Origin of the sequence: Psychrobacter glacincola, assembly GCF_904846075.1 — a bacterium.
Classification (GTDB): Bacteria; Pseudomonadota; Gammaproteobacteria; order Pseudomonadales; family Moraxellaceae; genus Psychrobacter; species Psychrobacter glacincola_C.
This window is the reverse complement of the sequence record NZ_CAJGZH010000002.1, coordinates 1,105,791-1,129,834: the sequence shown is the minus strand read 5'-3', so window position 1 is coordinate 1,129,834 and position 24,044 is coordinate 1,105,791. Positions and strand designations below refer to the sequence as shown.

General features: G+C 44.1%; 21 protein-coding genes and 3 tRNA genes. 18 read left to right on the top strand and 6 right to left on the bottom strand.

Annotated elements, in window-relative coordinates; all coding sequences use genetic code 11:
• Positions 1 to 67 precede the first annotated feature (67 nt).
• The 3 genes from JMW85_RS10905 to exaC form a co-directional block, all read right to left on the bottom strand.
• Entirely contained in the window at positions 68 to 394 is a 327-nt protein-coding gene (locus JMW85_RS10905) for a DUF779 domain-containing protein (RefSeq protein ID WP_087814462.1), read from the bottom strand.
• A 206-nt stretch (positions 395 to 600) separates the two neighbouring features.
• Positions 601 to 1,629 (bottom strand): alcohol dehydrogenase AdhP, encoded by a 1,029-nt coding sequence (adhP, locus tag JMW85_RS10900; RefSeq protein WP_173936718.1) that lies wholly within the window; start codon positions 1,627 to 1,629, stop codon positions 601 to 603.
• 97 nt (positions 1,630 to 1,726) lie between these two features.
• Positions 1,727 to 3,253: an acetaldehyde dehydrogenase ExaC gene (gene exaC / locus JMW85_RS10895; RefSeq protein WP_201581758.1), complete on the bottom strand. Its 1,527-nt coding sequence runs from the start codon at positions 3,251 to 3,253 to the stop codon at positions 1,727 to 1,729.
• A 290-nt stretch (positions 3,254 to 3,543) separates the two neighbouring features.
• On the opposite strand from exaC, the gene JMW85_RS10890 reads away from it, so the two are divergent.
• From JMW85_RS10890 to JMW85_RS10875, 4 genes are all read left to right on the top strand, one after another.
• Positions 3,544 to 5,463 carry an AAA family ATPase gene (locus tag JMW85_RS10890; RefSeq protein WP_201581757.1) on the top strand — a complete coding sequence of 640 codons (1,920 nt, stop codon included), beginning with the start codon at positions 3,544 to 3,546 and terminating at the stop codon, positions 5,461 to 5,463.
• A 176-nt stretch (positions 5,464 to 5,639) separates the two neighbouring features.
• Complete coding sequence (locus JMW85_RS10885) at positions 5,640 to 6,830, top strand: type I glyceraldehyde-3-phosphate dehydrogenase (protein ID WP_201581756.1); 1,191 nt, start codon at positions 5,640 to 5,642, stop codon at positions 6,828 to 6,830.
• Between the two features lie 162 nt (positions 6,831 to 6,992).
• A tRNA-Ser gene (locus JMW85_RS10880) sits at positions 6,993 to 7,083 on the top strand.
• Between the two features lie 83 nt (positions 7,084 to 7,166).
• Positions 7,167 to 7,257: transfer RNA gene (locus JMW85_RS10875), tRNA-Ser, on the top strand.
• A 91-nt stretch (positions 7,258 to 7,348) separates the two neighbouring features.
• On the opposite strand, the gene JMW85_RS10870 is transcribed toward JMW85_RS10875, so the two are convergent.
• From JMW85_RS10870 to JMW85_RS10860, 3 genes are all read right to left on the bottom strand, one after another.
• On the bottom strand, positions 7,349 to 8,083 hold the full coding sequence (locus JMW85_RS10870) for a hypothetical protein (RefSeq protein ID WP_060491620.1): 735 nt from the start codon (positions 8,081 to 8,083) through the stop codon (positions 7,349 to 7,351).
• Positions 8,084 to 8,409: 326 nt separating this feature from the next.
• The gene (locus JMW85_RS10865) at positions 8,410 to 8,751 is read right to left on the bottom strand and encodes a hypothetical protein (protein ID WP_055125114.1); all 342 of its coding nucleotides are present in this window, start codon (positions 8,749 to 8,751) and stop codon (positions 8,410 to 8,412) included.
• Positions 8,752 to 9,125: 374 nt separating this feature from the next.
• A tRNA-Asn gene (locus JMW85_RS10860) sits at positions 9,126 to 9,201 on the bottom strand.
• A gap of 486 nt (positions 9,202 to 9,687) precedes the next feature.
• Between JMW85_RS10860 and JMW85_RS10855 the strand changes: the two genes are divergently transcribed.
• The 14 genes from JMW85_RS10855 (at position 9,688) to JMW85_RS10790 (ending at position 24,020) form a co-directional block, all read left to right on the top strand.
• A complete protein-coding gene (locus tag JMW85_RS10855) occupies positions 9,688 to 10,032 on the top strand; it encodes a DMT family transporter (RefSeq protein ID WP_060491619.1) in 345 nt (114 codons plus the stop codon).
• 1 nt (position 10,033) lies between these two features.
• Positions 10,034 to 10,606, top strand: a complete 573-nt coding sequence (locus tag JMW85_RS10850) for a TetR/AcrR family transcriptional regulator (RefSeq protein ID WP_060491618.1) — start codon at positions 10,034 to 10,036, stop codon at positions 10,604 to 10,606.
• A gap of 172 nt (positions 10,607 to 10,778) precedes the next feature.
• Positions 10,779 to 12,293, top strand: coding sequence for a betaine-aldehyde dehydrogenase (betB, locus tag JMW85_RS10845; RefSeq protein ID WP_201581755.1), 1,515 nt, complete (start codon positions 10,779 to 10,781; stop codon positions 12,291 to 12,293).
• Positions 12,294 to 12,410: 117 nt separating this feature from the next.
• Positions 12,411 to 14,111 carry a choline dehydrogenase gene (betA, locus tag JMW85_RS10840; RefSeq protein ID WP_201581754.1) on the top strand — a complete coding sequence of 567 codons (1,701 nt, stop codon included), beginning with the start codon at positions 12,411 to 12,413 and terminating at the stop codon, positions 14,109 to 14,111.
• Positions 14,112 to 14,368: 257 nt separating this feature from the next.
• Entirely contained in the window at positions 14,369 to 16,414 is a 2,046-nt protein-coding gene (gene betT / locus JMW85_RS10835; RefSeq protein ID WP_060491617.1) for a choline BCCT transporter BetT, read from the top strand.
• A gap of 190 nt (positions 16,415 to 16,604) precedes the next feature.
• Positions 16,605 to 17,096 carry a M48 metallopeptidase family protein gene (locus JMW85_RS10830; RefSeq protein ID WP_201581753.1) on the top strand — a complete coding sequence of 164 codons (492 nt, stop codon included), beginning with the start codon at positions 16,605 to 16,607 and terminating at the stop codon, positions 17,094 to 17,096.
• A gap of 163 nt (positions 17,097 to 17,259) precedes the next feature.
• Entirely contained in the window at positions 17,260 to 17,478 is a 219-nt protein-coding gene (locus JMW85_RS10825; RefSeq protein WP_201581752.1) for a hypothetical protein, read from the top strand.
• Positions 17,479 to 17,505: 27 nt separating this feature from the next.
• Positions 17,506 to 17,745, top strand: a complete 240-nt coding sequence (locus JMW85_RS10820) for a hypothetical protein (RefSeq protein ID WP_201581751.1) — start codon at positions 17,506 to 17,508, stop codon at positions 17,743 to 17,745.
• Between the two features lie 200 nt (positions 17,746 to 17,945).
• Positions 17,946 to 18,368: a tetratricopeptide repeat protein gene (locus JMW85_RS10815; RefSeq protein ID WP_201581750.1), complete on the top strand. Its 423-nt coding sequence runs from the start codon at positions 17,946 to 17,948 to the stop codon at positions 18,366 to 18,368.
• Between the two features lie 42 nt (positions 18,369 to 18,410).
• Positions 18,411 to 19,607, top strand: coding sequence for a flavin monoamine oxidase family protein (locus tag JMW85_RS10810; protein WP_201581749.1), 1,197 nt, complete (start codon positions 18,411 to 18,413; stop codon positions 19,605 to 19,607).
• The gene (locus JMW85_RS10805) at positions 19,600 to 20,541 is read left to right on the top strand and encodes a DMT family transporter (RefSeq protein ID WP_201581748.1); all 942 of its coding nucleotides are present in this window, start codon (positions 19,600 to 19,602) and stop codon (positions 20,539 to 20,541) included. The genes JMW85_RS10810 and JMW85_RS10805 overlap by 8 nt, the downstream gene beginning before the upstream one ends.
• Before the next feature lie 373 nt (positions 20,542 to 20,914).
• Positions 20,915 to 22,675: a TrkH family potassium uptake protein gene (locus tag JMW85_RS10800; RefSeq protein WP_201581747.1), complete on the top strand. Its 1,761-nt coding sequence runs from the start codon at positions 20,915 to 20,917 to the stop codon at positions 22,673 to 22,675.
• Positions 22,676 to 22,732: 57 nt separating this feature from the next.
• Positions 22,733 to 23,434, top strand: a complete 702-nt coding sequence (locus JMW85_RS10795) for a potassium channel family protein (protein ID WP_045447178.1) — start codon at positions 22,733 to 22,735, stop codon at positions 23,432 to 23,434.
• Between the two features lie 43 nt (positions 23,435 to 23,477).
• Entirely contained in the window at positions 23,478 to 24,020 is a 543-nt protein-coding gene (locus tag JMW85_RS10790) for a DUF3124 domain-containing protein (protein ID WP_087814475.1), read from the top strand.
• The last annotated feature ends 24 nt before the right edge of the window (positions 24,021 to 24,044 follow it).

The following is a 24,044-nucleotide window of genomic DNA, read 5'->3' as shown; positions in this document are numbered from 1 at the left end:
ATCAATCAACATATGGCATGGCAAAACAATACTAGGTCGTTAAAACGCTGGTATAGGCTATTTAAACTTATATAGCACATATCTCTGAACGTACGATAAAGCGCTTACCTTCAGGTATTTCAAGCGAAAAACTGGCTCCGCGTCCATCGACCACATCTATTGTTAGATCGGTATGTTGCCAGAGCTTATGCTGAGCTTTACCCATATAAAATGGACAGCCAACCAGCTCGCCGATGAGTACGTCTTGTCCGCCTACTTTAAATTCGCCTAATGGATAACACATGGGTGAACTGCCATCGCAGCAGCCGCCTGATTGATGAAACATCAGCTCACCGTGCTTAGATTTTAGTAAGTCGATTAATGCTTTGCAGGACTCTGTCGCTGTGACGTTCATAATAACTTCCTTATCGTTAGACCCGAACGGATGTCTTTCATAATCATACTGAGTAGAAAATAAAGGGTCGCATCATATTCACTCACATCATTTATCATATGTGGTTGAAAACGATACGACCCTTTACTGATGATTACTCTAGCCAGTCATTGAGACGATGTTATGAATCTCAAAATATCATAAAGCATGTGGCTAGATAATTGTTGCTACAGACTATAGTCAATGACAATGCGACCTTCGATTTTGCCATCACGCATACGATCAAAGATATCATTGATATTTTCTAGTGGCTCAGCGGCAACGGTGGCTTTTACTTTGCCTGCTGCTGCCATGTCTAGCGACTCTTGCAAGTCGAGACGCGTACCAACGATTGAGCCACGAATGGTAATACCGTTTAAAACAGTATCAAAAATAGATACTGGGAATTCGCCCGTTGGTAGACCATTACAGACCAAAGTACCACCGCGTCGTAACATGCCCAACGCTTGATCAAAAGCTTTTGAAGATACTGCTGTCACGAGCGCACCGTGAGCACCGCCGATTTCTTTTTGTAGATATTCAGCAGGGTCAGTATTTTTCGCATTGACAGTGACTTTGGCGCCCAATTTTTTAGCGAATGCCAGTTTTTCGTCATCAATATCCACAGCAGCAACGTTCAATCCCATTGCAATGGCATACTGAACAGCCATATGTCCCAGTCCACCGATACCTGAAATGACAACCCAATCGCCTGGCTTGGTGTCGGTCATTTTAAGACCTTTGTAGACCGTGACGCCTGCACATAACACTGGTGCAATTTCAATAGAGTCAACGCTTTCAGGAATGATACCGACATAGTTGGCATCTGCTAGGACGTATTCTGCAAAGCTGCCGTTTACCGAGTAACCAGAGTTTTGTTGGCTTTCGCATAATGTTTCCCAACCACCTAAGCAATGGGTACAGTGTCCACAAGCAGAGTAGAGCCAAGGGATACCGACTCGGTCGCCTTCTTTGACATGATGGACATTTTCACCAACGGCGGTGATAAGACCAACGCCTTCGTGGCCTGGGATAAACGGTGGGCTAGGTTTGACTGGCCAATCGCCCTCAATGGCATGCAAATCGGTATGACAGACACCTGATGCCTGCATTTTTACGACAATTTGACCAGCACCTGCGGTTGGGATATCTACTTCTTCAATTTCTAAGGGTTGTCCGAATTCATGCAGCACGGCCGCTTTCATTTTATTACTCACGTTGTAACTCCTTGTCATCGTTCTTTACATTAAGATGCTCGGCGAGCATCGAGGTCGCACTTTACAGTTTTGCCATAAAGTGCTTTGAAAAACAGAATTAAAAGAAGCCCATCGCTTTAGGACTATAAGAGACCAGCATGTTTTTGGTTTGTTGATAATGATCAAGCATCATCAGATGGTTTTCGCGGCCAATACCAGATTGCTTGTAACCGCCAAAGGCTGAATGCGCAGGATAAAGGTGATAACAGTTGGTCCAAACGCGACCAGCTTTAATGCCACGACCGAAACGATATGCGCGAGTGCCGTTACGCGTCCAGACGCCAGCACCAAGACCATATAAAGTATCATTGGCGAGTGCCATCGCTTCTTCATCGTCTTTAAAAGTGGTGACAGCGAGTACGGGGCCAAAGATTTCTTCTTGGAACACGCGCATATCATTGGTGCCTTCAAAGATCGTTGGCTGCACATAATAACCGTTTGCCATATCGCCATCATGTTTAGCAAGTTCACCGCCTACAAGGACTTTTGCACCTTCTTTTTTACCAATATCAAGATAAGATAGGATTTTTTCTAACTGATCTGAGCTGGCTTGCGCGCCAATCATGGTGTCGGTATCAAGTGGGTTGCCCATTTTGATAGCTTTTACGCGAGCGATACAGCGTTTCATAAATTCATCGTAGATGCTTTCGTGTACGAGGGCGCGTGATGGGCAAGTACAAACTTCACCTTGGTTTAGCGCAAACATGACCAAACCTTCAACCGCTTTATCTAAGAAGTCATCGTCTTCGTCCATGATATCAGCAAAGAAGATATTTGGACTTTTACCGCCCAGCTCTAGCGTGACCGGAATGATATTTTCACTGGCGTATTGCATGATTAAGCGACCAGTGGTGGTCTCACCCGTAAAGGACACTTTATCGATACGCGGGTTGGAAGCGATTGGTTTACCAGCTTCTACACCAAAGCCGTTAATGACGTTTAGTACGCCTTTTGGTAAAATATCCGCCGCGCCTATGACGTCAAGCATGTATAAAACAGACGCAGGGGTTTGCTCGGCAGGCTTGAGGACGATACAGTTACCCGCAGCAAGGGCTGGGGCGATTTTCCAAATCGCCATTAGAATAGGGAAGTTCCAAGGAATGATTTGACCAACGACACCAAGCGGCTCATGAAAATGATAGGCAACCGTATCTTCATCAATTTGGCTAATGCCGCCTTCTTGTGCGCGGATAACGCCCGCAAAATAACGCAAATGGTCAATGGCGATTGGAATATCAGCGGCGAGGGTCTCACGTACTGGTTTGCCATTCTCATAGCTTTCAGCGATAGCGATTGCCTCTAAATTGGCTTCGATACCATCGGCAAGTTTGAGCAACATATTGGAGCGATCAGTGACACTGGTTTTGCCCCATGCGTCTTTTGCAGCATGAGCGGCATCTAGTGCAGCTTCAACATCGGCAGCTTTAGAGCGCGCAATCTGACAGAAGGTTTTACCATCGATTGGACTTGAGTTGTCAAAGTATTCACCATTGATTGGCGCGACCCACTCACCATTGATGAAGTTGTCATATTTTTTGCGGAATTGAACAGGACTATTTTCAGTATTGGGATAGGCGTATAACATTAACGACTCCTTGTTGTGTATTATGGCTATTTAAGAACAAACGACTTAAGCATAAATATTTGGCCATCCTGACCAAGCTATGACCCTATCGTACTGAGCTTTAGCGATGAGCGATAATGACTTTTTATAATGATATATTTCGTATCGTATAACTTTAAGTTATGTGGCTTATCAGGGTTAAAGTCGTCCGCGAAACGGATGTAGCTGCTATAATTGTTAGCAGCTTTTTCTCTTATTATTTGCTCTTAAGCTGTTTTTCTTATTACTATTAACTTAATTGGTTTAGATATATGCGTCAATCTTCTGCTCTTGATATCTTAAAAACGGGTCAAAATGTCTTTTTGACTGGCTCAGCAGGTTCAGGTAAGACTTATACTCTCAATCAATATATCGACTACCTGCGTGCGCGCCGTGTGCCTGTGGCCGTTACTGCGAGTACCGGTATTGCTGCCACACACATGAATGGCACAACGATTCATAGCTGGTCCGGCATCGGTATCAAAGATGAGTTAAGCGACCGCGACTTGACTACGTTATCACGCAAGCAGTTTTTGGCAGACCGACTAAAAGACACCGCGGTATTGGTCATTGATGAGATATCGATGTTGCATGCTAAGCAGCTCAATTTGGTTAGCCAAGTACTCAAGCATGTCCGTAAAAATGACAAAGCCTTTGGTGGCATTCAAGTGGTCGTGGCGGGCGATTTTTTCCAGCTGCCGCCGATTGGTAGTAAGGGTGAAACCAACCGTGAAAAATTTGCCTTTATGTCTGAAGCGTGGCTTGATGCCAAGTTCCATATTTGCTATCTGTCTGAGCAACACAGGCAGGTTAGTGAAGCGGCAAATGGCGGGCTTGATTTGGACGATATTCTCAACCAAATTCGCCGTCAGGAAGTCACTTTTGAATCGATTGCCGCGCTGGAGGCGACTTTTGATCAAAATGTCGATATCAAACGTACCCGTCTTTATACCCACAACCTCAACGTTAATAGCATCAATGATAAAGAGCTTGCCGCGTTAGAGGGCGAGATGATGCGCTTTACCGCCACATCTACGGGCGACAGTAAATTGGTTGAGACCCTTAAAAAAACGGTACGTACCCAAGATGATTTGGTACTAAAAGTCGGTGCCAAAGTGATGTTTATCAAAAACAATACCGAACTTGGCGTGTCCAACGGTACGATGGGTGAGCTGATTGGCTTTGCTGCTGTTAAAATCGATGATAGCAAAGACAGTAGTGATGATTTAATCGAAGACGATGACGACAGTGCTGAAAGTGAGACTGATAAGAATGTAAAAGGCAAAGGTAAAAAAGCCATAAAAGAGAAAGCCAAAAAGCCAACGACGCAAAAAATGCCCGTGGTTCGGCTCAATTCAGGGCGTGAAGTCATCGCTGAGCCTGAAGAATGGATCATCGAAGATGAGACCGGTGACGTGCTAGCAAGCTATGAGCAAGTACCGCTTTGTCTGGCATGGGCAATTACCATTCATAAGTCACAAGGCATGACCCTCGATGCTGCTGAGATTGATTTATCACGTACTTTTGAGTTGGGGCAGGGCTATGTGGCATTGTCACGGTTAAAGTCGCTGGCAGGTTTGCAGCTGCTCGGTATGAACGACATGAGTTTGCAGCTTGATCCGCTAGCACGCGGCGCGGACAAACGGTTTTTGGTGCTGTCAGAAGAAGCCGATGCCAATTATGCGATGCTTGATGAAGAGAGCATGACGCAGGCACATGAAAAATTTATTTTAAAATCGGGCGGTACGCTGAGTAAATCAGTGATTGATGCTTATGCCACTTTGCAAAAAAAGCGCCGCGAGCAACAACAAGCGCAAATATATAAAAAACAGAAACTGGGCAATCAAGTTTCTGATAAGTCGGACAGTACCTTGCTTGCGACCAGAGTGTTGTTAGAAGAGAGCTTGTCGATTGCAGAAATCTCGCAAGCCCGTCAGCTATCACAATCAACGATTATGCGTCATATTGCTGACCTAAAATCACAAGATCCAAGTCTCGCTTGTGATCATTTGCGGCCAGAGGATGAGGTGATGACGGCGGTTGGCAATGCCTACGTCGCGATTAAAGTCGCCAATAATCCAAATGATTTCAATGATGATGGCAGTATTAAATTGCGTCCAATATTCGATCATCTTAAGCAAAGTATTGATTACAATGCCATTCGTTTGGCACTGATTTTTATAACGCCCTAATACTGAATGGCGTCTTGATACTGAGTATAACAATTCAGGGTTCAAGCATTCACCAAAGCCATTTAGCTTTTATATAACAATCCTTAGAGCCGATTAACGACTTGTTGGTTTTGTCTCATTGTAGCGCTGACTTTGTAGTGCTCAATTTTTTTATCACTTTATAGCGATATCCTTTTATGCCTGATTTTTCGAGCGCCACGTATCAATTAACGTCTGACCCAGTAGCAGCAGCGGCGTTTCATGCATCTAGTAAGCATACACAGCCACTGAGGATTGCTATCAATGGTTTTGGACGTATAGGGCGCAATGTGTTGCGGGCATTGCTAGAGCGCTTTGAGGTATTAGGCCGTGCGATCCATGTGGTGGCAATTAATGATTTAGCACCAGCGGATATTTTGCTGCATTTATTAAAGTTTGACAGCACGCATGGTCGCCTAAGTCGCCTTGGGGTCAGTGCTGATATTGTGGCGAGTAGCAACGATGAAGCGAGCGATGACGGTAACAATAATAGCGCCACACAGCTTTGTCTCACAAAAAACAATTATACCTACTGTATCAATTTATTCTCGGAACCTAACCCTGCGCAGTTGCCTTGGGAGGCGCTGGGTGTCGATGTGGTACTAGAATGTACCGGACATTTTCGCTCTTATGAGCAAGCACAACTGCACATAGAGGCTGGCGCGCAGCAGGTGATTATCGGTGCTGCACCATTCGATGATGTCGATGCTTGTATCGTTATGGGCGTTAATACTGATGAGCTAACACGTGAGCTGCCGATTATATCGAGCGTTTCTTGTACCACGCAGGCCTTGGTTCCCTTGATTGCGACGCTTGATACCGCATTTGGGGTAAAGTCAGCGATGATGACGGAGATTCATGCTGTCACCGCTGATCAGACAGTGCTTGATCAAGCGCACCGTGACCCAAGACGCGCACGAGCTTCTGGTTACAACATTATCCCGACCACCTCTAGCAGTATCGCGGCGACAGAGCGTGTGCTACCTGCTATGGTAGGCAAGATAAATGGCCATTCGATACGAGTGCCTACCATTGATGTAGCCGCTATTGATGTGACCTTTGTTTTTGATAAGCCCGATGTGTCTGTCGAGGCAGTCCGCGAGGCACTCAAATCTGCCAGTCAGGCACATTTGCGTGACATCATGGCTTATACGGATGAACCATTGGTATCCAGTGATTTTATCCATCAGACAGAGTCTTTGATCATTGATGGTCAGCAGCTCATGCAAGTGGGTAGCCAGTACAAGGTTTTTGCATGGTATGACAACGAATGGGGTTATGCCAATAGACTACTAGATATGTGTCTACATCTGGCATCTCATAAAAAACATATCGTCAATTCTCTATAATAGAGTGACCGCGCTAACCTCGCGGCAAGCGTCATATATATATCTGCATGCAGTTGCCTTGACTCTCTTTTAAACTGAATCAACGATAGCATCAAAATAATTTAAATTCATGCAATTAATTGCTTGCATTCTTATGTTATATCGCTATAATAACGCACAAATGGAGACGTGGCAGAGTGGTTGAATGCACCGGTCTTGAAAACCGACAAGGGTTTGTAGCCCTTCGAGAGTTCGAATCTCTCCGTCTCCTCCAAATTCGAAAGCCGCAATCATTATTAATGATTGCGGCTTTTTTTGTTGCATTTTTATTTTATATCGCTATAATAGTCCACCAATGGAGACGTGGCAGAGTGGTTGAATGCACCGGTCTTGAAAACCGACAAGGGTTTGTAGCCCTTCGAGAGTTCGAATCTCTCCGTCTCCTCCAAATTCGAAAAAAGCCCCAATCAGTGATGATTGGGGCTTTTTTTATGCTGGATATTTATCCTATAATTTTATAAATACTTTGCAGCACTTTTTTATTTCATTAGCGACTCATCAAACTTAATTTCCTGCCCATTCTCCAATATCAATGTGCCTTTACTGATCATGATGGTCAAGTCTTTGGTGTTTTTAATGGCACGCATAACGTTGATGTCTTCAATACTGCTCTCGATGATGATCTTGCCAGACTGCTCTGGTTTAATAGGCGGGTCAAACTGTGTTAGTGGTACGTTAAAGCTTTTGCCCTGCGCCAAGTTAGCATCTTGCATGGTCAGTGTGCCCTTAAAGCTTTGAATGGCGACCTTGCCGTGATTAGAGAGCATAAACTGCAGTTTTACTTGATTTAAGCTGTCACTATCGCTGGTTTTGACTGGTAGTAGAGCGACAGGGTAGTTCTGCGCATTGGCACTATAAGCTGGCTGGCTGCTGACGATGGGGCTTTTTTTACCTGTTGGATTGTTTGGATGTAATCGTTCGTATTCACGCTGTTGCACAAGGGCTTGCTTGATAGTGGTACGCGGCATCGCCCCCGACTCATAGGCACCGCTGAGTTTCATTCGCAACATGTAGCGGCTGAGTAATTGCTGCTCAGATTGAGGCAACTGCTCAAAAGTGGTGCCGAGTTTTTTCTGCCACTGATCTGAGTTGGTCGGTATGGTTTTTTTGGTTGGATCCGCGGTTGGCTGTGAGCAACCAGAAACGATTGGTAGTATCGCTAAGGCAATCGTCAATAACAAAGCTTTATTCAAGCGTTGATGTAAACTCGCCATCGTACACCTCCTTAAAAATCTTTATGGATAATAAAGAATGACAACAAAATAATGAGCGTTTTCTTAATATACCTCGTTTGATGAGAGGTTGTGTTTAATTATCGCTAAATGCTGTATCGCAAGCAAAATAGGCATATTTTTGTTATATGACAGCAAAAAAGGGCAGGAGACGTACTATTTATAATAAGTTCTGACAAGCAATCATGATCGGTATTTTTATTCACAATAGCTATTTTTATTACGCCCACAAAAAAAAGACTGAGTGCCGTTAAGCAAACTCAGTCTTTTTTATTGACAGCAGTAACAGCTAACGACTGTTTGAATGGTTAGTCATGAGCTTGGTCATTTTCTTGCAGCTCAGATAGTGAGTGAGTAATATTATTATTGTGGGTCACAACAATGGCCTCATCAATAATACGCTGGCTGACTCCGCGTTTACGCAGGCTTTCGATGAACACCTCGTCATGGGCTAGGGTGTAGTCTTGATGATCGCGGTCAAGCCCTTGGCGAATATATAAACGAATAAGCCCTTGGATGCGTTTAAACCCCAACTCTTTTGAAGTGGCTTCTAATAGCGAAATCATCTCTTCAGACAAACGAATACTGATCGGGCGCATGATTTTTTGCGGATGATCAGAAAACTTATTTTTCACACGTACAGGTATCATAATAAACCATTATTTTTAGTGAGTAAGAGTGAAGCACTCAGACAAAAATTAACCCAATCAAAACTATCTTTACCATACAACAAAAACGCCTAAAAGAACACCGTAGCCATGCCAATCGTACTAGGACGTGTCCTCAATTCAATCGATTAACCTCTAAATGGGATAAAAATGGCTAAATTTTGCCAAACATCGTCAAATAGCTTATTAATATCTCGATATTATTTGTGCTACTGTCCTTGTTTGACGGCAATTTATCTCATTTTTGTCACCACTTTTAAAATGAGGACACGCCCTAAGATTGCGGCTATCCTCTTAATTGAAAACGGCAACCATAAAAAAACCTTCATCAAATAATGATGAAGGTTTTTAGTATATGGCTCTCCAACCTGGGCTCGAACCAGGGACACACGGATTAACAGTCCGTTGCTCTACCAACTGAGCTATTGGAGAATAAGTTGGTATAACGATAAGTTAGATAAGCGCTATTGCTTGTCTTGTTTGCGTTATGTGGGGCACATTTTAGCCAAGTTGTTATAGGCTGTCAACCTTATTATGCCATTAATTATAAATATTGTTGTTAACTGTGAAAAATAACCAGTAATCCCTTATAAAGCGGGCTGTTTTGGCAAATTTTGACCGCTAAAATATTATTTTTTGACTAGGGCGTGTCTTCAATTCAATCGATAAATCTCTAAATGGGCTAAAAATGGTCAAAACCCTTATTTATGTAAGTTGGATATAAAATCTAGCGCTAATTTGATTAGACAAGTCGGCTATCTTTTTGAATAGTAAAACAATCTGTACCTCCCTCGAAACAAAAAAATCAGAAACAGCCCTTCACATGGCTAGAATATTTCTATAGAATACCGACCGTATGGTTTCTTTAATGTATATACATTATTAATATGTGATCAATCTGAGACAGGTAACCTAATTATGAGTCCCACCACTATTGCCTACGGTTATCTAGCCATCGCCATTATTTGCGAAGTGGTTGGCACGACCTTTTTAGTCAAGTCAGAGCAGTTTACGCGTTTGGTGCCGACCCTGATTATGGGTGTGCTTTATGCCATCTCGTTTTACTTATTAACACAAACCATCAAAACCATACCGCTTGGTATTGCTTATGCACTGTGGGGCGGGTTGGGGATTGTGCTGACATCGCTCGTTGGCTTGGTGTTTTTTAAGCAAAGTCTTGATACAGCAGCTGTGGTTGGTATCGCTATGATTGTGGGCGGTGTCGTGGTGATGAACTTATTCTCTAATTCTGTGGTGCACTGATATGGAAATGGAAAACGCTTACAAACGTAAAAAACAGCCCGAAGTTGTCCGTCGTGCGCTACTCGATCAGGCAGCGCGAATCACGTTAGAGCAGGGCTTATCAAAAGTGACCTTTCAGGCGGTCGCTGATGCGGTCGGGGTGACCAAAGGCGGGGTGATGCATCATTTCACCACTAAAAATGCACTCATCCTTGAAGTGTTTCATGATGCGATGGCGAGGTTTGAGGCAGAAGTTAATCAAGCCATGGCAGAAGACCCTGTGCGTTATGGCTCTTTTACTCGTGCCTATATCAATGCCACGATTAGCTTAGGCGAAAAAGGGCAGGAAGAGCTCGATAGTCAAGCAACCTTATATGCATTGATGCTAGGCGATAGCGAGTTACGTGAGTTGTGGGCCAAGTGGGCAAATGCACAATTAAAGAAACATCAAGCAACCGACAATACCGAAACATTATGTATGGTGCGTCTGGTGGCTGATGGTATTTGGCTCTCTGATTTTTCGGGGATTAATATCTCAGATAAAGCATCCATCCATAAGCGCTTGATAAAAATGACGCAACCTGAGAATGAATAAAATATTGTTCTTAAATGATTGATCAAATAAGCATTTTTTATCAAAAAATTATTGAAAGACAGGCTTGTAGCAATAGGCTATATAAATTTATTTTAAACATTTAACCCATGACGACATTATTCGGTATTAACTTTTTTATAGAGCTTTTGCCAGTCGTTAATAGGAGCACCACATGACAGATTCAAAAACAGACCTCAACAACTTAACAGACATCATCGATTTAAAACAAATACAAACTGCTTATATTAATGGTCGTTACTTAGCAATCGACGAATCGCTTGCTACTTTTGAAGACATCAATCCAGCCACGGGTGAAGTGTTAACTACCGTTCAGCAAACGACCAGTGAACAGATTGATGAAGCCGTAAAAGCGGCACAAAAAGGTCAAAAGGTTTGGGCGGCGATGACTGCCGTTGAGCGCAGTCGTATTTTGCTAAAGGCGGTTGCGATATTACGTGAGCGCAACGATGTACTCGCGTTACTTGAAACCAAAGACACGGGCAAAGCACTCTCTGAAACCAAATATGTCGATATCGTGACTGGTGCTGATGTCGTTGAGTATTATGCAGGGCTTGCGTCGATGATTGAAGGTCGTCAGATTCCATTGCGTGATACTAGCTTTGTCTATACTCGCCGCGAGCCACTTGGCGTCGTCGCAGGTATCGGTGCGTGGAACTATCCGATTCAAATCGCGATGTGGAAAGCAGCACCAGCATTAGCCGCTGGGAATGCGATGATTTTTAAACCCTCAGAAGTCACACCGTTAACCGCGCTAAAACTGGCAGAAATATTGACAGAAGCGGGCTTACCAGACGGCGTATTCAACGTCGTGCAAGGGGATTATAAAGTCGGCGAAGCGTTAACACAGCATCCTGATATCGCAAAGGTATCGTTTACGGGCGGCGTACCAACGGGTAAAAAAGTGATGGCGAGTGCGGCATCATCATCGCTTAAAGACGTGACCTTGGAGCTTGGCGGTAAGTCGCCACTGATTATATTTGACGATGCCGATATCGATATGGCGGCGGACATCGCTATGATGGCGAACTTCTATAGCACCGGTCAGGTCTGTACCAATGGCACGCGTGTCTTTATCCCTAAAGCGCTACAAGCTAAGTTTGAAGAAGCCATCTTAACGCGTGTCAAACGTATCAAACTCGGCAATCCGCTGGACGAGAGCATCAATATGGGGCCATTGGTCAGCTTCCCACATATGGAAAGAGTGCTTGATTATATCGAGCAAGGTAAGGCTAGCGGTGCACGTCTATTGACGGGTGGTGAACGTATCACAACAGGCAAATTGGCAAATGGCGCATTCGTCGCACCGACGGTATTCACTGATTGCACCGATGAAATGACTATCGTGCGCGAAGAAATCTTTGGTCCAGTGATGTCAATATTGACTTATGAGACTGAAGAAGAAGTGATTCGCCGTGCCAATGATACCGAGTATGGTTTGGCAGCTGGGGTCGTGACTGCTGACTTGACCCGAGCGCATCGAGTCATCGCTCAAATTGAAGCGGGTATTTGCTGGTTAAATACGTGGGGCGAGTCGGCTGCACAAATGCCAGTGGGCGGTTATAAGCACTCAGGTATCGGCCGCGAAAACGGCATTGAAGCCCTTGAGCATTATATGCAGACCAAGTCTATCCAAGTAGAGCTTGGTAAGTTTGAATCGGTATTTTAATCACTTTTGCTGTGAAATTTTTAAAACGGTAAGGCTGAATTATTAGGACTAATTTGTCCTTTTGGCACCGCCTTACTGATATGAAATGATGGATTTTTTAATATTATGGAGCGTTTTATGACATCAACCACACCTGAATATGACTACATCATCGTCGGCGCAGGCTCAGCAGGCAATGTGCTGGCCACCCGCTTGACCGAAGATGCCAACATTAAGGTGTTGCTGTTAGAAGCAGGTCGTCCAGACCATCGCTTAGACTTTCGTACGCAGATGCCAGCAGCGCTCGCTATGCCGTTGCAAGGAACGACCTATAACTGGGGCTACAAAACCGATCCTGAGCCTTATATGAATAACCGCGTCATGGATTGTGGTCGCGGTAAAGGGTTAGGTGGCTCGTCTCTGATTAATGGGATGTGTTATATCCGTGGTAATGCCTTGGATTTTGACGATTGGTCTCAAATCAAAGGTTTAGAAGATTGGACCTATTTGGACTGCTTGCCGTATTTCAAAAAGTTAGAAAATCGCGACGCTGGCGAGAACGACTATCATGGCGTCGGTGGTCCCGTCGAGATGACCACTTCAAAGCCAGGAGTCAATCCGCTGTTCCAAGCGATGATCGAAGCAGGCGTGCAAGCAGGCTATCCAAGCACGGATGATTTAAACGGCTATCAACAAGAAGGCTTTGGGCCGATGGATCGCTTTGTGACGCCTAATGGTCGCCGCGCATCAACAGCTCGCGGTTATCTTGACCGCGCCAAACCGCGTAGCAATATCACCATTTTGACGGGTGCATTGACTGACGTGATTTTGTTCGATGGCAAACGTGCTGTCGGCGTTAAAGTCGCCCATCAAGGTCAAACCAAGAATTTTTACGCGTCTCGTGAAGTGATTGTTTCATCAGGTGCGATTGCGTCGCCGCAATTATTGCAGCGCTCTGGTATTGGTCCTGGTCAATGGCTCAAAGATTTGGGTGTCAATGAGATTTTAGATTTACCGGGTGTTGGTAATAATCTACAAGACCATTTAGAGCTGTATATGCAGTACGAATGTAAGTTGCCAGTGTCGATTGCGCCTGCCAATAAATGGTGGAATAAGCCTGCCATCGGTGCCGAGTGGTTGTTCAATGGCACAGGACTTGGCGCGTCAAATCAGTTCGAAGGTGGCGGTTTTATTCGTACCGATGAGAAGTTTACCCATCCTAATATCCAGTACCACTTCTTGCCATTAGCAGTGCGCTACGATGGTCGTAGTGCCGTGAAGTCGCACAGTTTCCAAGCGCACGTAGGCTCATTGCGCTCGCCAAGTCGTGGTCGCGTCAAGCTGACCTCAAAAGACCCAAGCGCGCATCCGAGCATTTTGTTTAACTATATGTCTCACGACCAAGACTGGCACGAGTTCCGTGCGGCAATGCGCATCACTCGTGAGATTATGCATCAGCCAGCGCTCAACCCTTATCGTGGTCGCTCGATTGCGCCAACCGATGATTTGGTGACCGATGCGCAGCTAGACGAATATGTTCGTAATCATAGCGAAACAGCTTATCATCCGTCGTGTACTTGTGCGATGGGTGAAGGTAATGATTCGGTCGTCAATGGCGAAGGACTCGTACACGGCATCGATGGCTTGCGCGTCGTTGATGCGTCGATTATGCCAAATATCATCAGTGGTAATCTAAACGCTACCACCATTATGCTGGCAGAAAAAATCGTCGATAAGATGCGTGGCAAGCAGCTACCACGCTCGACCGTAGATTATTACGTTGCCAATGGTGCACCGCTTAGAACTGAGCCGATGCGCGCATATGGCTCTGCTGTCTAAGCGACTGATGAACTATTTATTCAATAATCATATAAGAGAATCTCATTAAAAAGACCTTTCCACGCAAAGGTCTTTTTCATCAGCGCTAACGTATTAAGTATTTTTAATACTGTTGTGGCTGCCTTTGATTGTCATTTAAATTTTTATTTACATAGCAATTTTTATTTATTGGTACTGCTTTGTGCGTCATACAGTCCTCAAGTTATGACGGACAAATCAATATCAGACCCTGTTTAATTTACCTATTGAGGTCTTTTATGTACAGCTCGCCATCAAAAGATGCGACGAAACCCCTGACTCTAAACAAGACGGTTTTTTTAGGTTCAGCTATTATTTCTATTTTATTAATTATCTGGACGATTGCGTTTCCAGATTATAGTGAGACATTGTTAAGCTCAAGCATGGCATGGGTATCAGAGAGTTTTGGCTGGTATTACATGCTGGTGGTTGCCGCTTACAGTATATTTGCACTATTTGTTGGTTTTTCTAAATACGGCGATATCAAGCTTGGGCAAGATCACGAAAAAGCCCAGTTTCCTTTCCTAGCATGGGCCGCGATGCTGTTCTCTGCGGGTATCGGTATTGATTTACTGTTTTTTGGTGCCTCTGAGCCATTGATGCATTATTTAACGCCGCATACGGGGCTGGAGCCTGCCAGTGCAGAAGCCATGCGCGAAGCACTTGCGCAAACCTTTTTACATTGGGGTCTACATGGTTGGGGTATTTATGCACTCATCGGTATGGCATTGGCGTACTTTGCGTATCGTAAAAACATGCCATTGGCGCTGCGTTCACCACTGACGCCTATCTTTGGCGAGCGTTTAATCAAGGGCTGGCTTGGTGATGGTATTGATACCTTTGGTGTTGTTTGTACCTTGATGGGTATCGCCACCAGCTTAGGCATTGGGGTATTGCAGGCCAATGCTGGATTGACCCATGTTTTCGGTATTGAATCTAGCAAAACAGTCCAGACGCTTATTATTGTAGGTGTCGTTGCTGCTGCAGCTATTTCGGCGATGACAGGTGTGGAAAAGGGCGTCCGCCGCTTATCTGAATTTAATATGCTATCGTCGATATTACTATTAATCGCCATATTGGTGATGGGTAATACGGTGTATTTGCTGAATACCTTTACCCAAAATATCGGTCAATATTTCCAAACCATTCTCTTTAAAACTTTTGATGTATATGCCTATGACGGTACTGCTGGTGCCGATTGGAAATCAGGCTGGACGATATTTTTCTGGGCATGGTGGGTCGCTTGGGCACCGTTTGTTGGTCTATTTATCGCGCGTATTAGCCGTGGTCGTACCTTACGTGAGTTTGTCTTTGGTGTGATGTTTATTCCGCTTGGTTTCATTTTTGCCTGGTTCTCTATCTTTGGTAATTCGGCGATAGACTTGGTTGCTAATGGAGCTACTGAACTTGGTGAAATCGCTGTTAATGACGCCGCCATGGGTATGTTTGCCTTGTTTGAGTATTTTCCTTACAGTGACGTTTTATCATTCGCTGGTGTGGTTATCGGGCTAGTATTCTTTGTGACCTCAGCGGACTCAGGCGCGTTAGTATTAGCGAATTTGAGCTCACGCGGCATGACCAATGACACCGATGCACCTGTTTGGTTGCGTCTGTTTTGGGCAGCAGCAACAGGTCTTATCACTTTAGGATTATTATTTGCAGGTGGCTTTGCCTCATTGCAGTCAGTATCTGTGATTGCTGGTTTGCCATTCTCACTCATTCTTGTGCTCTATATGATGTCAATGTGGAAGTCGCTAAAAGAGGAAGGCAATAAACGTAAGGCCAGTACGATTGGTACGGCTAATGTGCTGGATAGTGGTAAGAGCTGGAAAGCACGCTTGCAACGTATCGTCAGTTTCCCTAGACATGCACAAGTTGAACGCTTTTTACAAAACGTGGTTAGACCTGCCATGACGGAAGTTGAAAAAGAATTTGCGGCAGGCGGTCTAAAAACCTCTTTGGACATCCGTAACCCTGAACATATCGGACAAGATATAGATGAAGGCATGGATGAGAGTAGCGGTCAAATAGATGGTCTAAAATTGCGAGTTGGACATGGCGATGAAGACGACTTTATTTATGAAGTGAATTTGATTAAAGCTGAGCGTCCTAACTTTACATTGAGCACCTCAACTAAGAATGCAGAGTACTATTATCGTGCCGAAGTGTTCTTGAGCGAAGGTTCGCAAGAGTATGACTTGGTAGGTTACTCCAAAGAGCAAGTATTGGTCGATATCTTAAATCAGTACGAGCGCCATTTGCAGTATCTACATTTAGAGCGTTAATTGATTTATCAACACGTCCTGAATATTTAAGTAAAAACACTTAAGTAAAAACATCGTAACAAACAACCCCATAAGTTGAATGCAGCTTATGGGGTTATTTTATGAAAAATAAAATAAGTAGATATAGGGTAAAATATATAAAGATACGTTTCGGATTATCAGTTTCGAAATATTAGCAAAGGATAAGTTTGTGACCACATTAAAGTATATCGCTCATTATTCTGAGCAAGTTCAAACCCAAGCGGCATTGCTGATTAGCGATGGTAAATTGGGCGCGTATCTAGAAAAAAAGTATCCCACTCAGCACCAAATAAAAAGTGATAAGGCGCTTTATCAGTATATCAATGAGATAAAAAACCAATATATGCGCAAAGTGGGACAGCTATCGAATGTCAGCTATAGCAGTAAATTAACGATCCTCAAACATGCGCTAGGTATTCATACCACCCAGTCTCGCATACAGGGCAGCAAGCTCAAATCGCATAACAGCATTACCATGGCCAGTTTATTTCAGGAAGCGCCGCCTGAGTTTTTGCGCATGATTGTTGTGCATGAGTTGGCGCATTTTAAAGAGCACGACCATAACAAGGCGTTTTATCAATTATGCTGTCATATGGAGCCTGAGTATCATCAGTTTGAGCTTGATACGCGGTTGTGGCTGCACTGGCGCGAACTGAGTTGATCGCAGTGCTGTATTCTTTTCTTCTCAAAATGAGGATACGCCACAGATTGTATTTCTTATCATAATTTTCTTATCATAAATAATATTATACATTTTTTTAATATATTTTAGTGTATAGTTTAATAACGATGATTTTAATGATTGTTGATAAATGGAGAAGACGATGAAACGGATAGTTGCTACTGCACTTGCTATAAGCGCCGCCTCACTAATGGTTGGCTGTACAGCGACCAATGCCATGTCACAAAAGAGTGACGTCATTCCAGAGAATAAAAAACCGACGCCATCGGTGTTGATAAATGTGACATCAGAGGATGCTCAAGTGCAGCTCATGTCGATGGTGCTAACTATGCAATCCGCGCAGCAAGGTGCCAATACTTGAGTATTGCTCTGCGGTCCAGCCGGTGATATGGCACTCCGTGATGCACCTAAAAGTGTGACCACAGCGCAACCGCCTAAAAATATGAGCTCACAGGGTTTGATGCAAATGGTCATGAAGAATACCAATACCAAGGTTGAGGTTTGTGCCCTTTATCTACCGGGTAAGGGAATTGACCAGTCGGCACTGATTGACGGCGTGAGTGATGCTGATCCTGCTGATATCGGGGCGCTAATGGTCGATCAAACCACCAAGATAATGAGCTTTTAAGCAGATAAAAAATGATTAGTAGTTTGATGAATAAAAAGGGTGTGATATCGACTATCGCATCCTTTTTTTGTGTCAGTCATTTTGGCTAGTGGAATTGCGTTATAATCCCAGCTAAGCACTGTTTACCAAGTAATATTCGCCAAGTACTCTTGGCTGAAAAACAAGTACCATAGATCCTAATTCATAAAAGGTTATGAGCAATGATTAATACCAAAATTTATAAAGCAATTTATACTTTAGCTGAAGAGTTATTGGAAGCTGATCGTATAGGCAATCAAGCAGCATTTGATGGGTTTTATGCTGAATTAGAAGCCATTTGTAATGATAATGAAAATACCGATAAAGACCATCCAGAACAGTGGGAAACGCTTGCTGACTTTACAGAAGATTTGGATGAAGCCTTAGTTATTTATGACAAAGCGCTAGTCAAAGCCACGGCGATCAATTCAAAAGATCATCTGTCGTCGATTGCTTTTTCTATGGCGGTACTACAGCTTGAGACAGGTAACAAAGAAGCGGCTATTCAAAGTCTACAGAATGCTAAAATTACGGCTAATAAGATTGAAGATAAAGAGTTTAAGGTTGAGATAGACGAGCTGCTTACCAAGTTGTTGGCTGAATAATCTCAATACTGAATAGCTTCAACTAAGCAGGAATGATTTGTTATGCAAAACCTACCTATTGCAATTATCGGTGGTGGTTTGAGTGGCTTATATGCAGCGTTTTTGTTAGAGCAACAAGGTATTGATTATATATTGCTTGAGGCGCGTGATAGATTGGGCGGGCGCATCGCTGTTGCGAAATCATCAGTAGATCAGAATGCTAGTAGTCACAGTGTCGATCATGAAGAATCAAACGATGGCTTTGATTTAGGGCCATCGTGGTTTTGGCCAGAGTATCAGCCGCAGTTGAGCAGTCTTATTGAAACGTTGAATTTAACATGTTTCGCTCAGTTCGAGGACGGCGACATGATGGTGGAACGTGCCGCCAATGAGCTGCCTATCCGTACCCAAGGCTATCAAAGCTCGCCACCGTCTATGCGCCTCGTCGGTGGTATGGCAGCGCTCATTGATGCTATGTATGCGCGCTTAAATCCTACGCGCATTATCACGGGGCAAATCGTAAAGTGTGTAATCAAGACTGAGCGCTGTATCAGCATAGAGAGCGAGAGCAGCGCTGAACAGATGACAGCTGGTCAAATAACTACTTATCAAGCGCAGCATGTGCTTCTTGCGCTACCGCCTCGTTTGGCGGCGAGTAACATCAAGTTTGAACCGACTTTACCGCAGGATTTGGTGGCAGAGTTGCAAGAGACCGCGACATGGATGGCGCCACATGCCAAATATGTGGCGGTTTATGATTCACCCTTTTGGCGCAATCAAGGACTATCGGGTTCAGCGAGAAGTGCAATAGGGCCACTTGCTGAGATTCATGATGCGTCCTTGGTAGAGGGAAAAGGTGCATTATTTGGCTTCTTTGGCGTTCCTGCTCACGTCCGTCAAAGCGTCTCAGAGATGGAGCTAAAAGCCCATTGCCGCGCGCAGTTGGTACGTTTATTTGGCGGACAGGCAGAGACGCCAACGGCTGAGTATCTGAAAGACTGGGCGCAAGATTCATTGACCGCGACGCCTGCTGATGCCAGTGGCGCTGGTCAACATGCTGGCGCACCGAACGCTAAGCCGAATACAGGTGCATGGCAAGACTGCCTAACGGGCAGCGCTAGTGAATGGTCAGAGTCATTCCCCGGTTATATTGCTGGTGCTATCGATGCAGCACATAAGGCAGTACAAGGTTTAGATTTAGGTTTGTCTGATGAGCTATCGTCATCAGCGTCGCTACCCAATAGGATAGTTGATGAGTGAGTCTTTAGAACAGCAAGCTTCTCGCAACACCAGCACATGGCTCATCCCTTTTGCTTGCTTGTTAGGCGGAGGAGGTCTGATTGGTATTTCTACCAATTTGGCAAAATATGCTGGTGAGATAGGTATTACACCACTGGCATTTCTCTTGTGGTCCATCACGGGCGCTGCTGCTATTTTATTGATCGTTGCATTAATACGGCACGAATTACCTCCCTTAAATGCGCGTAGCTTTGAATACTATTTTGTGGCGGCGCTCATCAGTGTTGCTGGTTCTAATTTACTACTGTTTTCGGCTATTCCACATGTGGGTGCAGGTTTCGTCGCGCTCATTATCTCGCTTCCACCATTGTTGACTTATCTTGGCGCATTGGCACTGCGGATGGAGCGATTTAATATCGTCCGCGCTTTGGGTGTGGCCGCGGCGCTTCTTGGCGCAGGAGTATTGGCAGCGCGTAAGTTTACAGCACCCGATGCCAGTACTTTTTGGATTTTGATCGCGCTTTGCGGGCCAGTATTACTGGCTATTGGTAATATATATCGCACCTTACGCTGGCCTGATAAGGCATCACCTAGTGCACTCGCGCCAGGTATGCTAATCGCGGCGTCGCTGTTGCTGCTGTCATTTAGTGTATTGCCTAATTTTTCAGTTAATATGCCACTAGACTGGTTGCCGCTAGGTTTGATTGGCATACAAGCCGCCGTATTTGCGGGTCAATTCTTATTATTGTTTTTACTACAAAAAACCGGCGGTCCTGTTTTATTAAGTTTATTAGGCTCGGTCGGTGCAGTTGTCGGTGTGCCAGTGGCTATTTTTTTGCAGGGTGAGATGCCGCCAGAAGGGTTGTTTTTGGGTGCTTCATTGATCGCACTGGGCGTTGGTTTGGTGACATGGGGCGGGGTGAAAATGGCGACCACATCGATAGAAACTACGTAAAGATGACCGTTAGGGTATAGCGCTCATAAATACGCTAACCTATAGACTAATGACCCTACTAGAGCATATGTTTGTACTGCAACTATCCAAAAGTGTAGCCATGGAAAAATGTCACTATATAGAAATGCTACTATGCAACCCTCACAATAATCATTTTTTATCTAATCCAACCTCACAAAACCTCGTTAGAACGTAAATATTACCGTTACTGCTAATCTATAATTTATCTACAACCATTTTAGCAATCAGCATGGCTAGGTATGAGTGTTCAACAGGGCATCATAATTGGTTACGATTATCTAAAATCAGTTTTTGTGAGTAACACAAAAAAGGAGTATAAATATCGTGGTTATTCCTATCATGGATTAGGGCGATGCATGCAGCCAAGCGTTATCGATTGTTAAATAATGTCACGATTGTCATTAGTATTATCGGCGTAGCCATTGCTTTATTAGACAGTGGTTTCACGCTGCCGATGTGGTTACAACAGGTTTTCCATATTTTTTATCTTGCGATTATTTTTTTAGGCTTTGTTGTGACGGCAGGGCGTTACCTCTATAGCAAAAAGCCGCTGACCCTAAATAAAGTCGCTGTCTTTGACTTACTGACCAGTATCGCGATTGTTATCCTATTGGTAGCACATTTCACTGATTTGGTGCGCTCTGGGATGTCGGTCGCTGTTGATGGCTTCGTTGCCATCAAAATTGCCGTCTTTGTGACCTTTATTCGTGAAATATCTGACCATGATTTTAATCTCAATCGTACCTTTCTAAACCCTGCGCAGTTTTTTATCTTAAGCTTCCTGTCATTGGTATTGGTCGGTGCATTGCTACTGATGATGCCCAATGCAACGACGCAGCCGCTGTCTTTCATTGATGCGCTCTTTACCGCGACCAGTGCTGTCTGTGTGACTGGTCTTATCGTGGTAGATACGGCGACTTATTTCACAACTTTTGGGCAAGTCATTATCATGGGGCTGATACAGATTGGCGGCTTGGGTATTTTGACTTTTGTGACGTATTTTAGTTATTTCTTTAAGGGCGGTGTCAGTTATGAGACGCAGGCGAGCATCAGTGAGATGTCTTACATGCGCGGCATGGGTGATGTGGTATCGACCCTCAAATCCATCTTATATGTGACATTTGCCGTTGAGGCAGTGGCTGCGGCACTCATTTATATCAGTATTTATGACATACCAGATATGGATTGGTCTGAGCAGTTATTCTTCTCTGTTTTCCATGCAATTTCTGCGTTCTGTAATGCTGGATTTTCTACATTTAGCGCTGGCATGTATGATGACGCGCTACGTTTTAATTACCCATTACAACTGATTATCGCTACGACCTTTATCTTTGGTGGTATGGGTTTTGTCATTGTGGTCAATGTGCTGCGTTATTTGCGTGATCGTGCCGAGCGCCTGATCTATCGCCATGATCAGCGTTATATTTATCGACCATGGTTGCTCAATATTAATAGCCGCATAACCTTGATTACGACGGGCGCTTTATTGTTGGTAGGTCTCATCGGTGTGATGATATTTGAATATAACAATGTGCTGGCAGACCATCGCAGTTTTTTCGGTAAGCTTGTCACAGGGCTGTTTACTGCTGCCACGCCGCGAACCGCAGGATTTAATACCATCGACATGGGGGAACTCGCGTTTCCCACGATTATGTTGACGATATTTTTGATGTGGATTGGTGCCTCGCCAAACTCGACGGGCGGTGGTATCAAAACCAGTACGTTTGCGATTGCCCTGTTAAACACTTTGAGTTTGGCACGTGGTCAGACCAATGTTGAGGTCTTTAAGCGCCAGATTGCTGACATCTCGATTCGCCGTGCATTTTCTATTATGTGGCTGTCTTTATTGGTCATCGGTATGGGGGTGACGCTCATCAGCTATGATCAACCAGAGCTTGATTTAATCAAGGTGGTTTTTGAATGTTTTTCAGCTTACAGCACGGTGGGATTAAGTTTGAATTTGACGACAGAGTTATCAGATTTTAGCAAAATGGTGGTGTCAGTCATTATGTTTGTTGGGCGTGTCAGCATGTTGACCATCTTTATTGCCCTGCTTAAAAATAGACGCCAGCGCAATTATCGCTATCCAACTGAAGAGATTACGATCAATTAAATGGTCGTAAATAAGCCATTTCATCATTAAAAAATACTGAAAAAGGTTAATAAGGTTATGAAATATATCATTGTAGGGTTAGGGAACTTTGGCTCATCGCTAGGCATGGCGTTGACCCGTCAGGGGCACGAAGTGATTGCCATTGACAGCAGCATGCAAAAGGTTGAGGCATATAAGGAAGTCATCTCTCATACCATCTGTATGGATGCTACGGATGAATATACCGTCAATGGTTTACCGATTGTCGACACCGATATCGTTATTGTCGCAATCGGTGAAGACCAAGGCGCAAACGTCATGGCGACGGCATTATTTAAAACTCTCAAAGCAAAACGTTTGATCAGTCGTAGTATCAATCCACTGCACGAAAAAGTGTTGCAAGCTATCGGCGTTGATGATTTGATTCATCCTGAAAAAGAGGCGGCCAATCGCTGGGCCAAACGGCTGTCGCTACGTTATTTCGTCGACTCGTTTGAGCTGAGTGATCATTTCAGTATGGTGGAGATTAGCATTCCCAAGTCGTTGATTGGTCAGACTGTTGATGATTTGCAATTGGAGCAAAAGTTCAATATTCGATTGCTTAGTACCCTGCGCTATGAGTATTATGAAGACAGCTTTGGTCGTACGCAAAGTAAGCCTAGTATTAAAGGTTTGGCGGCGCCTGAGCAAGTATTGCAAGATAAAGACGTATTGGTCATCTACGGTGCTAACAAGCATATCAACGAGTTTCTGCGTAGTGTCGGTGTGAAAATCAAATAAACATTTGCAACAGCCGTGACATGAAAAGGCAAAGGGGAAACTTATGAGTAAGCGCACTATATCCATCTTGTTGCTTGCGACGATGGCATTGTTGTCAGGTTGTGACCAGACGCCGCAAGACCCGAACGTGTTGTATTCAGAAAAACATCAAGACCCCATTCAAGAGCTGGAGATGACAACAGCGGTTGATCGTAGCCAGTTTGCCTATAAACAAACCTTTTATGTGCCCATTTATTCTGACATCTATACCGATAGAGACAATCGTAAAGTCTTGCTATCAGCGACTTTGAGTGTACGCAATACCACGCTAAAAAAATCGCTGTATATCAATAAAATTGATTACTATGGCACTGATGGAACCTTTATAAAATCCTATTTAAACAAACCGATTGAGCTTCCAGCAATGGCCACGCTCAATTATATCGTCGAAAAAGAAGAGGATAAAGGCGGATCGGGCGCCAACTTTATCATTGAAGTCGAAGGGATAGACGAGACGGTCAAGCCCGTCATTGAGGCGGTGATGATCGGTAATTTTAGCAATAAAGGCTTTGCATTTAGTACAGAAGGTACGCCAGTGGTGCATTGATTAAGGATAATAAAATCCAAGGAA

What these genes read in the sequence shown, in the direction of transcription:
- JMW85_RS10825 (WP_201581752.1), top strand. Translation starts at nt 17,260, where the DNA reads ATGAAACGGATAGTTGCTACTGCACTTGCTATAAGCGCCGCCTCACTA.
- betB (WP_201581755.1), top strand. Translation starts at nt 10,779, where the DNA reads ATGACAGATTCAAAAACAGACCTCAACAACTTAACAGACATCATCGAT.
- JMW85_RS10865 (WP_055125114.1), bottom strand. Translation starts at nt 8,751, where the DNA reads ATGATACCTGTACGTGTGAAAAATAAGTTTTCTGATCATCCGCAAAAA.
- betT (WP_060491617.1), top strand. Translation starts at nt 14,369, where the DNA reads ATGTACAGCTCGCCATCAAAAGATGCGACGAAACCCCTGACTCTAAAC.
- JMW85_RS10795 (WP_045447178.1), top strand. Translation starts at nt 22,733, where the DNA reads ATGAAATATATCATTGTAGGGTTAGGGAACTTTGGCTCATCGCTAGGC.
- JMW85_RS10905 (WP_087814462.1), bottom strand. Translation starts at nt 394, where the DNA reads ATGAACGTCACAGCGACAGAGTCCTGCAAAGCATTAATCGACTTACTA.
- JMW85_RS10820 (WP_201581751.1), top strand. Translation starts at nt 17,506, where the DNA reads ATGGCACTCCGTGATGCACCTAAAAGTGTGACCACAGCGCAACCGCCT.
- JMW85_RS10815 (WP_201581750.1), top strand. Translation starts at nt 17,946, where the DNA reads ATGATTAATACCAAAATTTATAAAGCAATTTATACTTTAGCTGAAGAG.
- JMW85_RS10885 (WP_201581756.1), top strand. Translation starts at nt 5,640, where the DNA reads ATGCCTGATTTTTCGAGCGCCACGTATCAATTAACGTCTGACCCAGTA.
- JMW85_RS10870 (WP_060491620.1), bottom strand. Translation starts at nt 8,083, where the DNA reads ATGGCGAGTTTACATCAACGCTTGAATAAAGCTTTGTTATTGACGATT.
- JMW85_RS10850 (WP_060491618.1), top strand. Translation starts at nt 10,034, where the DNA reads ATGGAAATGGAAAACGCTTACAAACGTAAAAAACAGCCCGAAGTTGTC.
- JMW85_RS10800 (WP_201581747.1), top strand. Translation starts at nt 20,915, where the DNA reads ATGCATGCAGCCAAGCGTTATCGATTGTTAAATAATGTCACGATTGTC.
- exaC (WP_201581758.1), bottom strand. Translation starts at nt 3,253, where the DNA reads ATGTTATACGCCTATCCCAATACTGAAAATAGTCCTGTTCAATTCCGC.
- JMW85_RS10810 (WP_201581749.1), top strand. Translation starts at nt 18,411, where the DNA reads ATGCAAAACCTACCTATTGCAATTATCGGTGGTGGTTTGAGTGGCTTA.
- JMW85_RS10855 (WP_060491619.1), top strand. Translation starts at nt 9,688, where the DNA reads ATGAGTCCCACCACTATTGCCTACGGTTATCTAGCCATCGCCATTATT.
- JMW85_RS10805 (WP_201581748.1), top strand. Translation starts at nt 19,600, where the DNA reads ATGAGTGAGTCTTTAGAACAGCAAGCTTCTCGCAACACCAGCACATGG.
- JMW85_RS10790 (WP_087814475.1), top strand. Translation starts at nt 23,478, where the DNA reads ATGAGTAAGCGCACTATATCCATCTTGTTGCTTGCGACGATGGCATTG.
- betA (WP_201581754.1), top strand. Translation starts at nt 12,411, where the DNA reads ATGACATCAACCACACCTGAATATGACTACATCATCGTCGGCGCAGGC.
- JMW85_RS10890 (WP_201581757.1), top strand. Translation starts at nt 3,544, where the DNA reads ATGCGTCAATCTTCTGCTCTTGATATCTTAAAAACGGGTCAAAATGTC.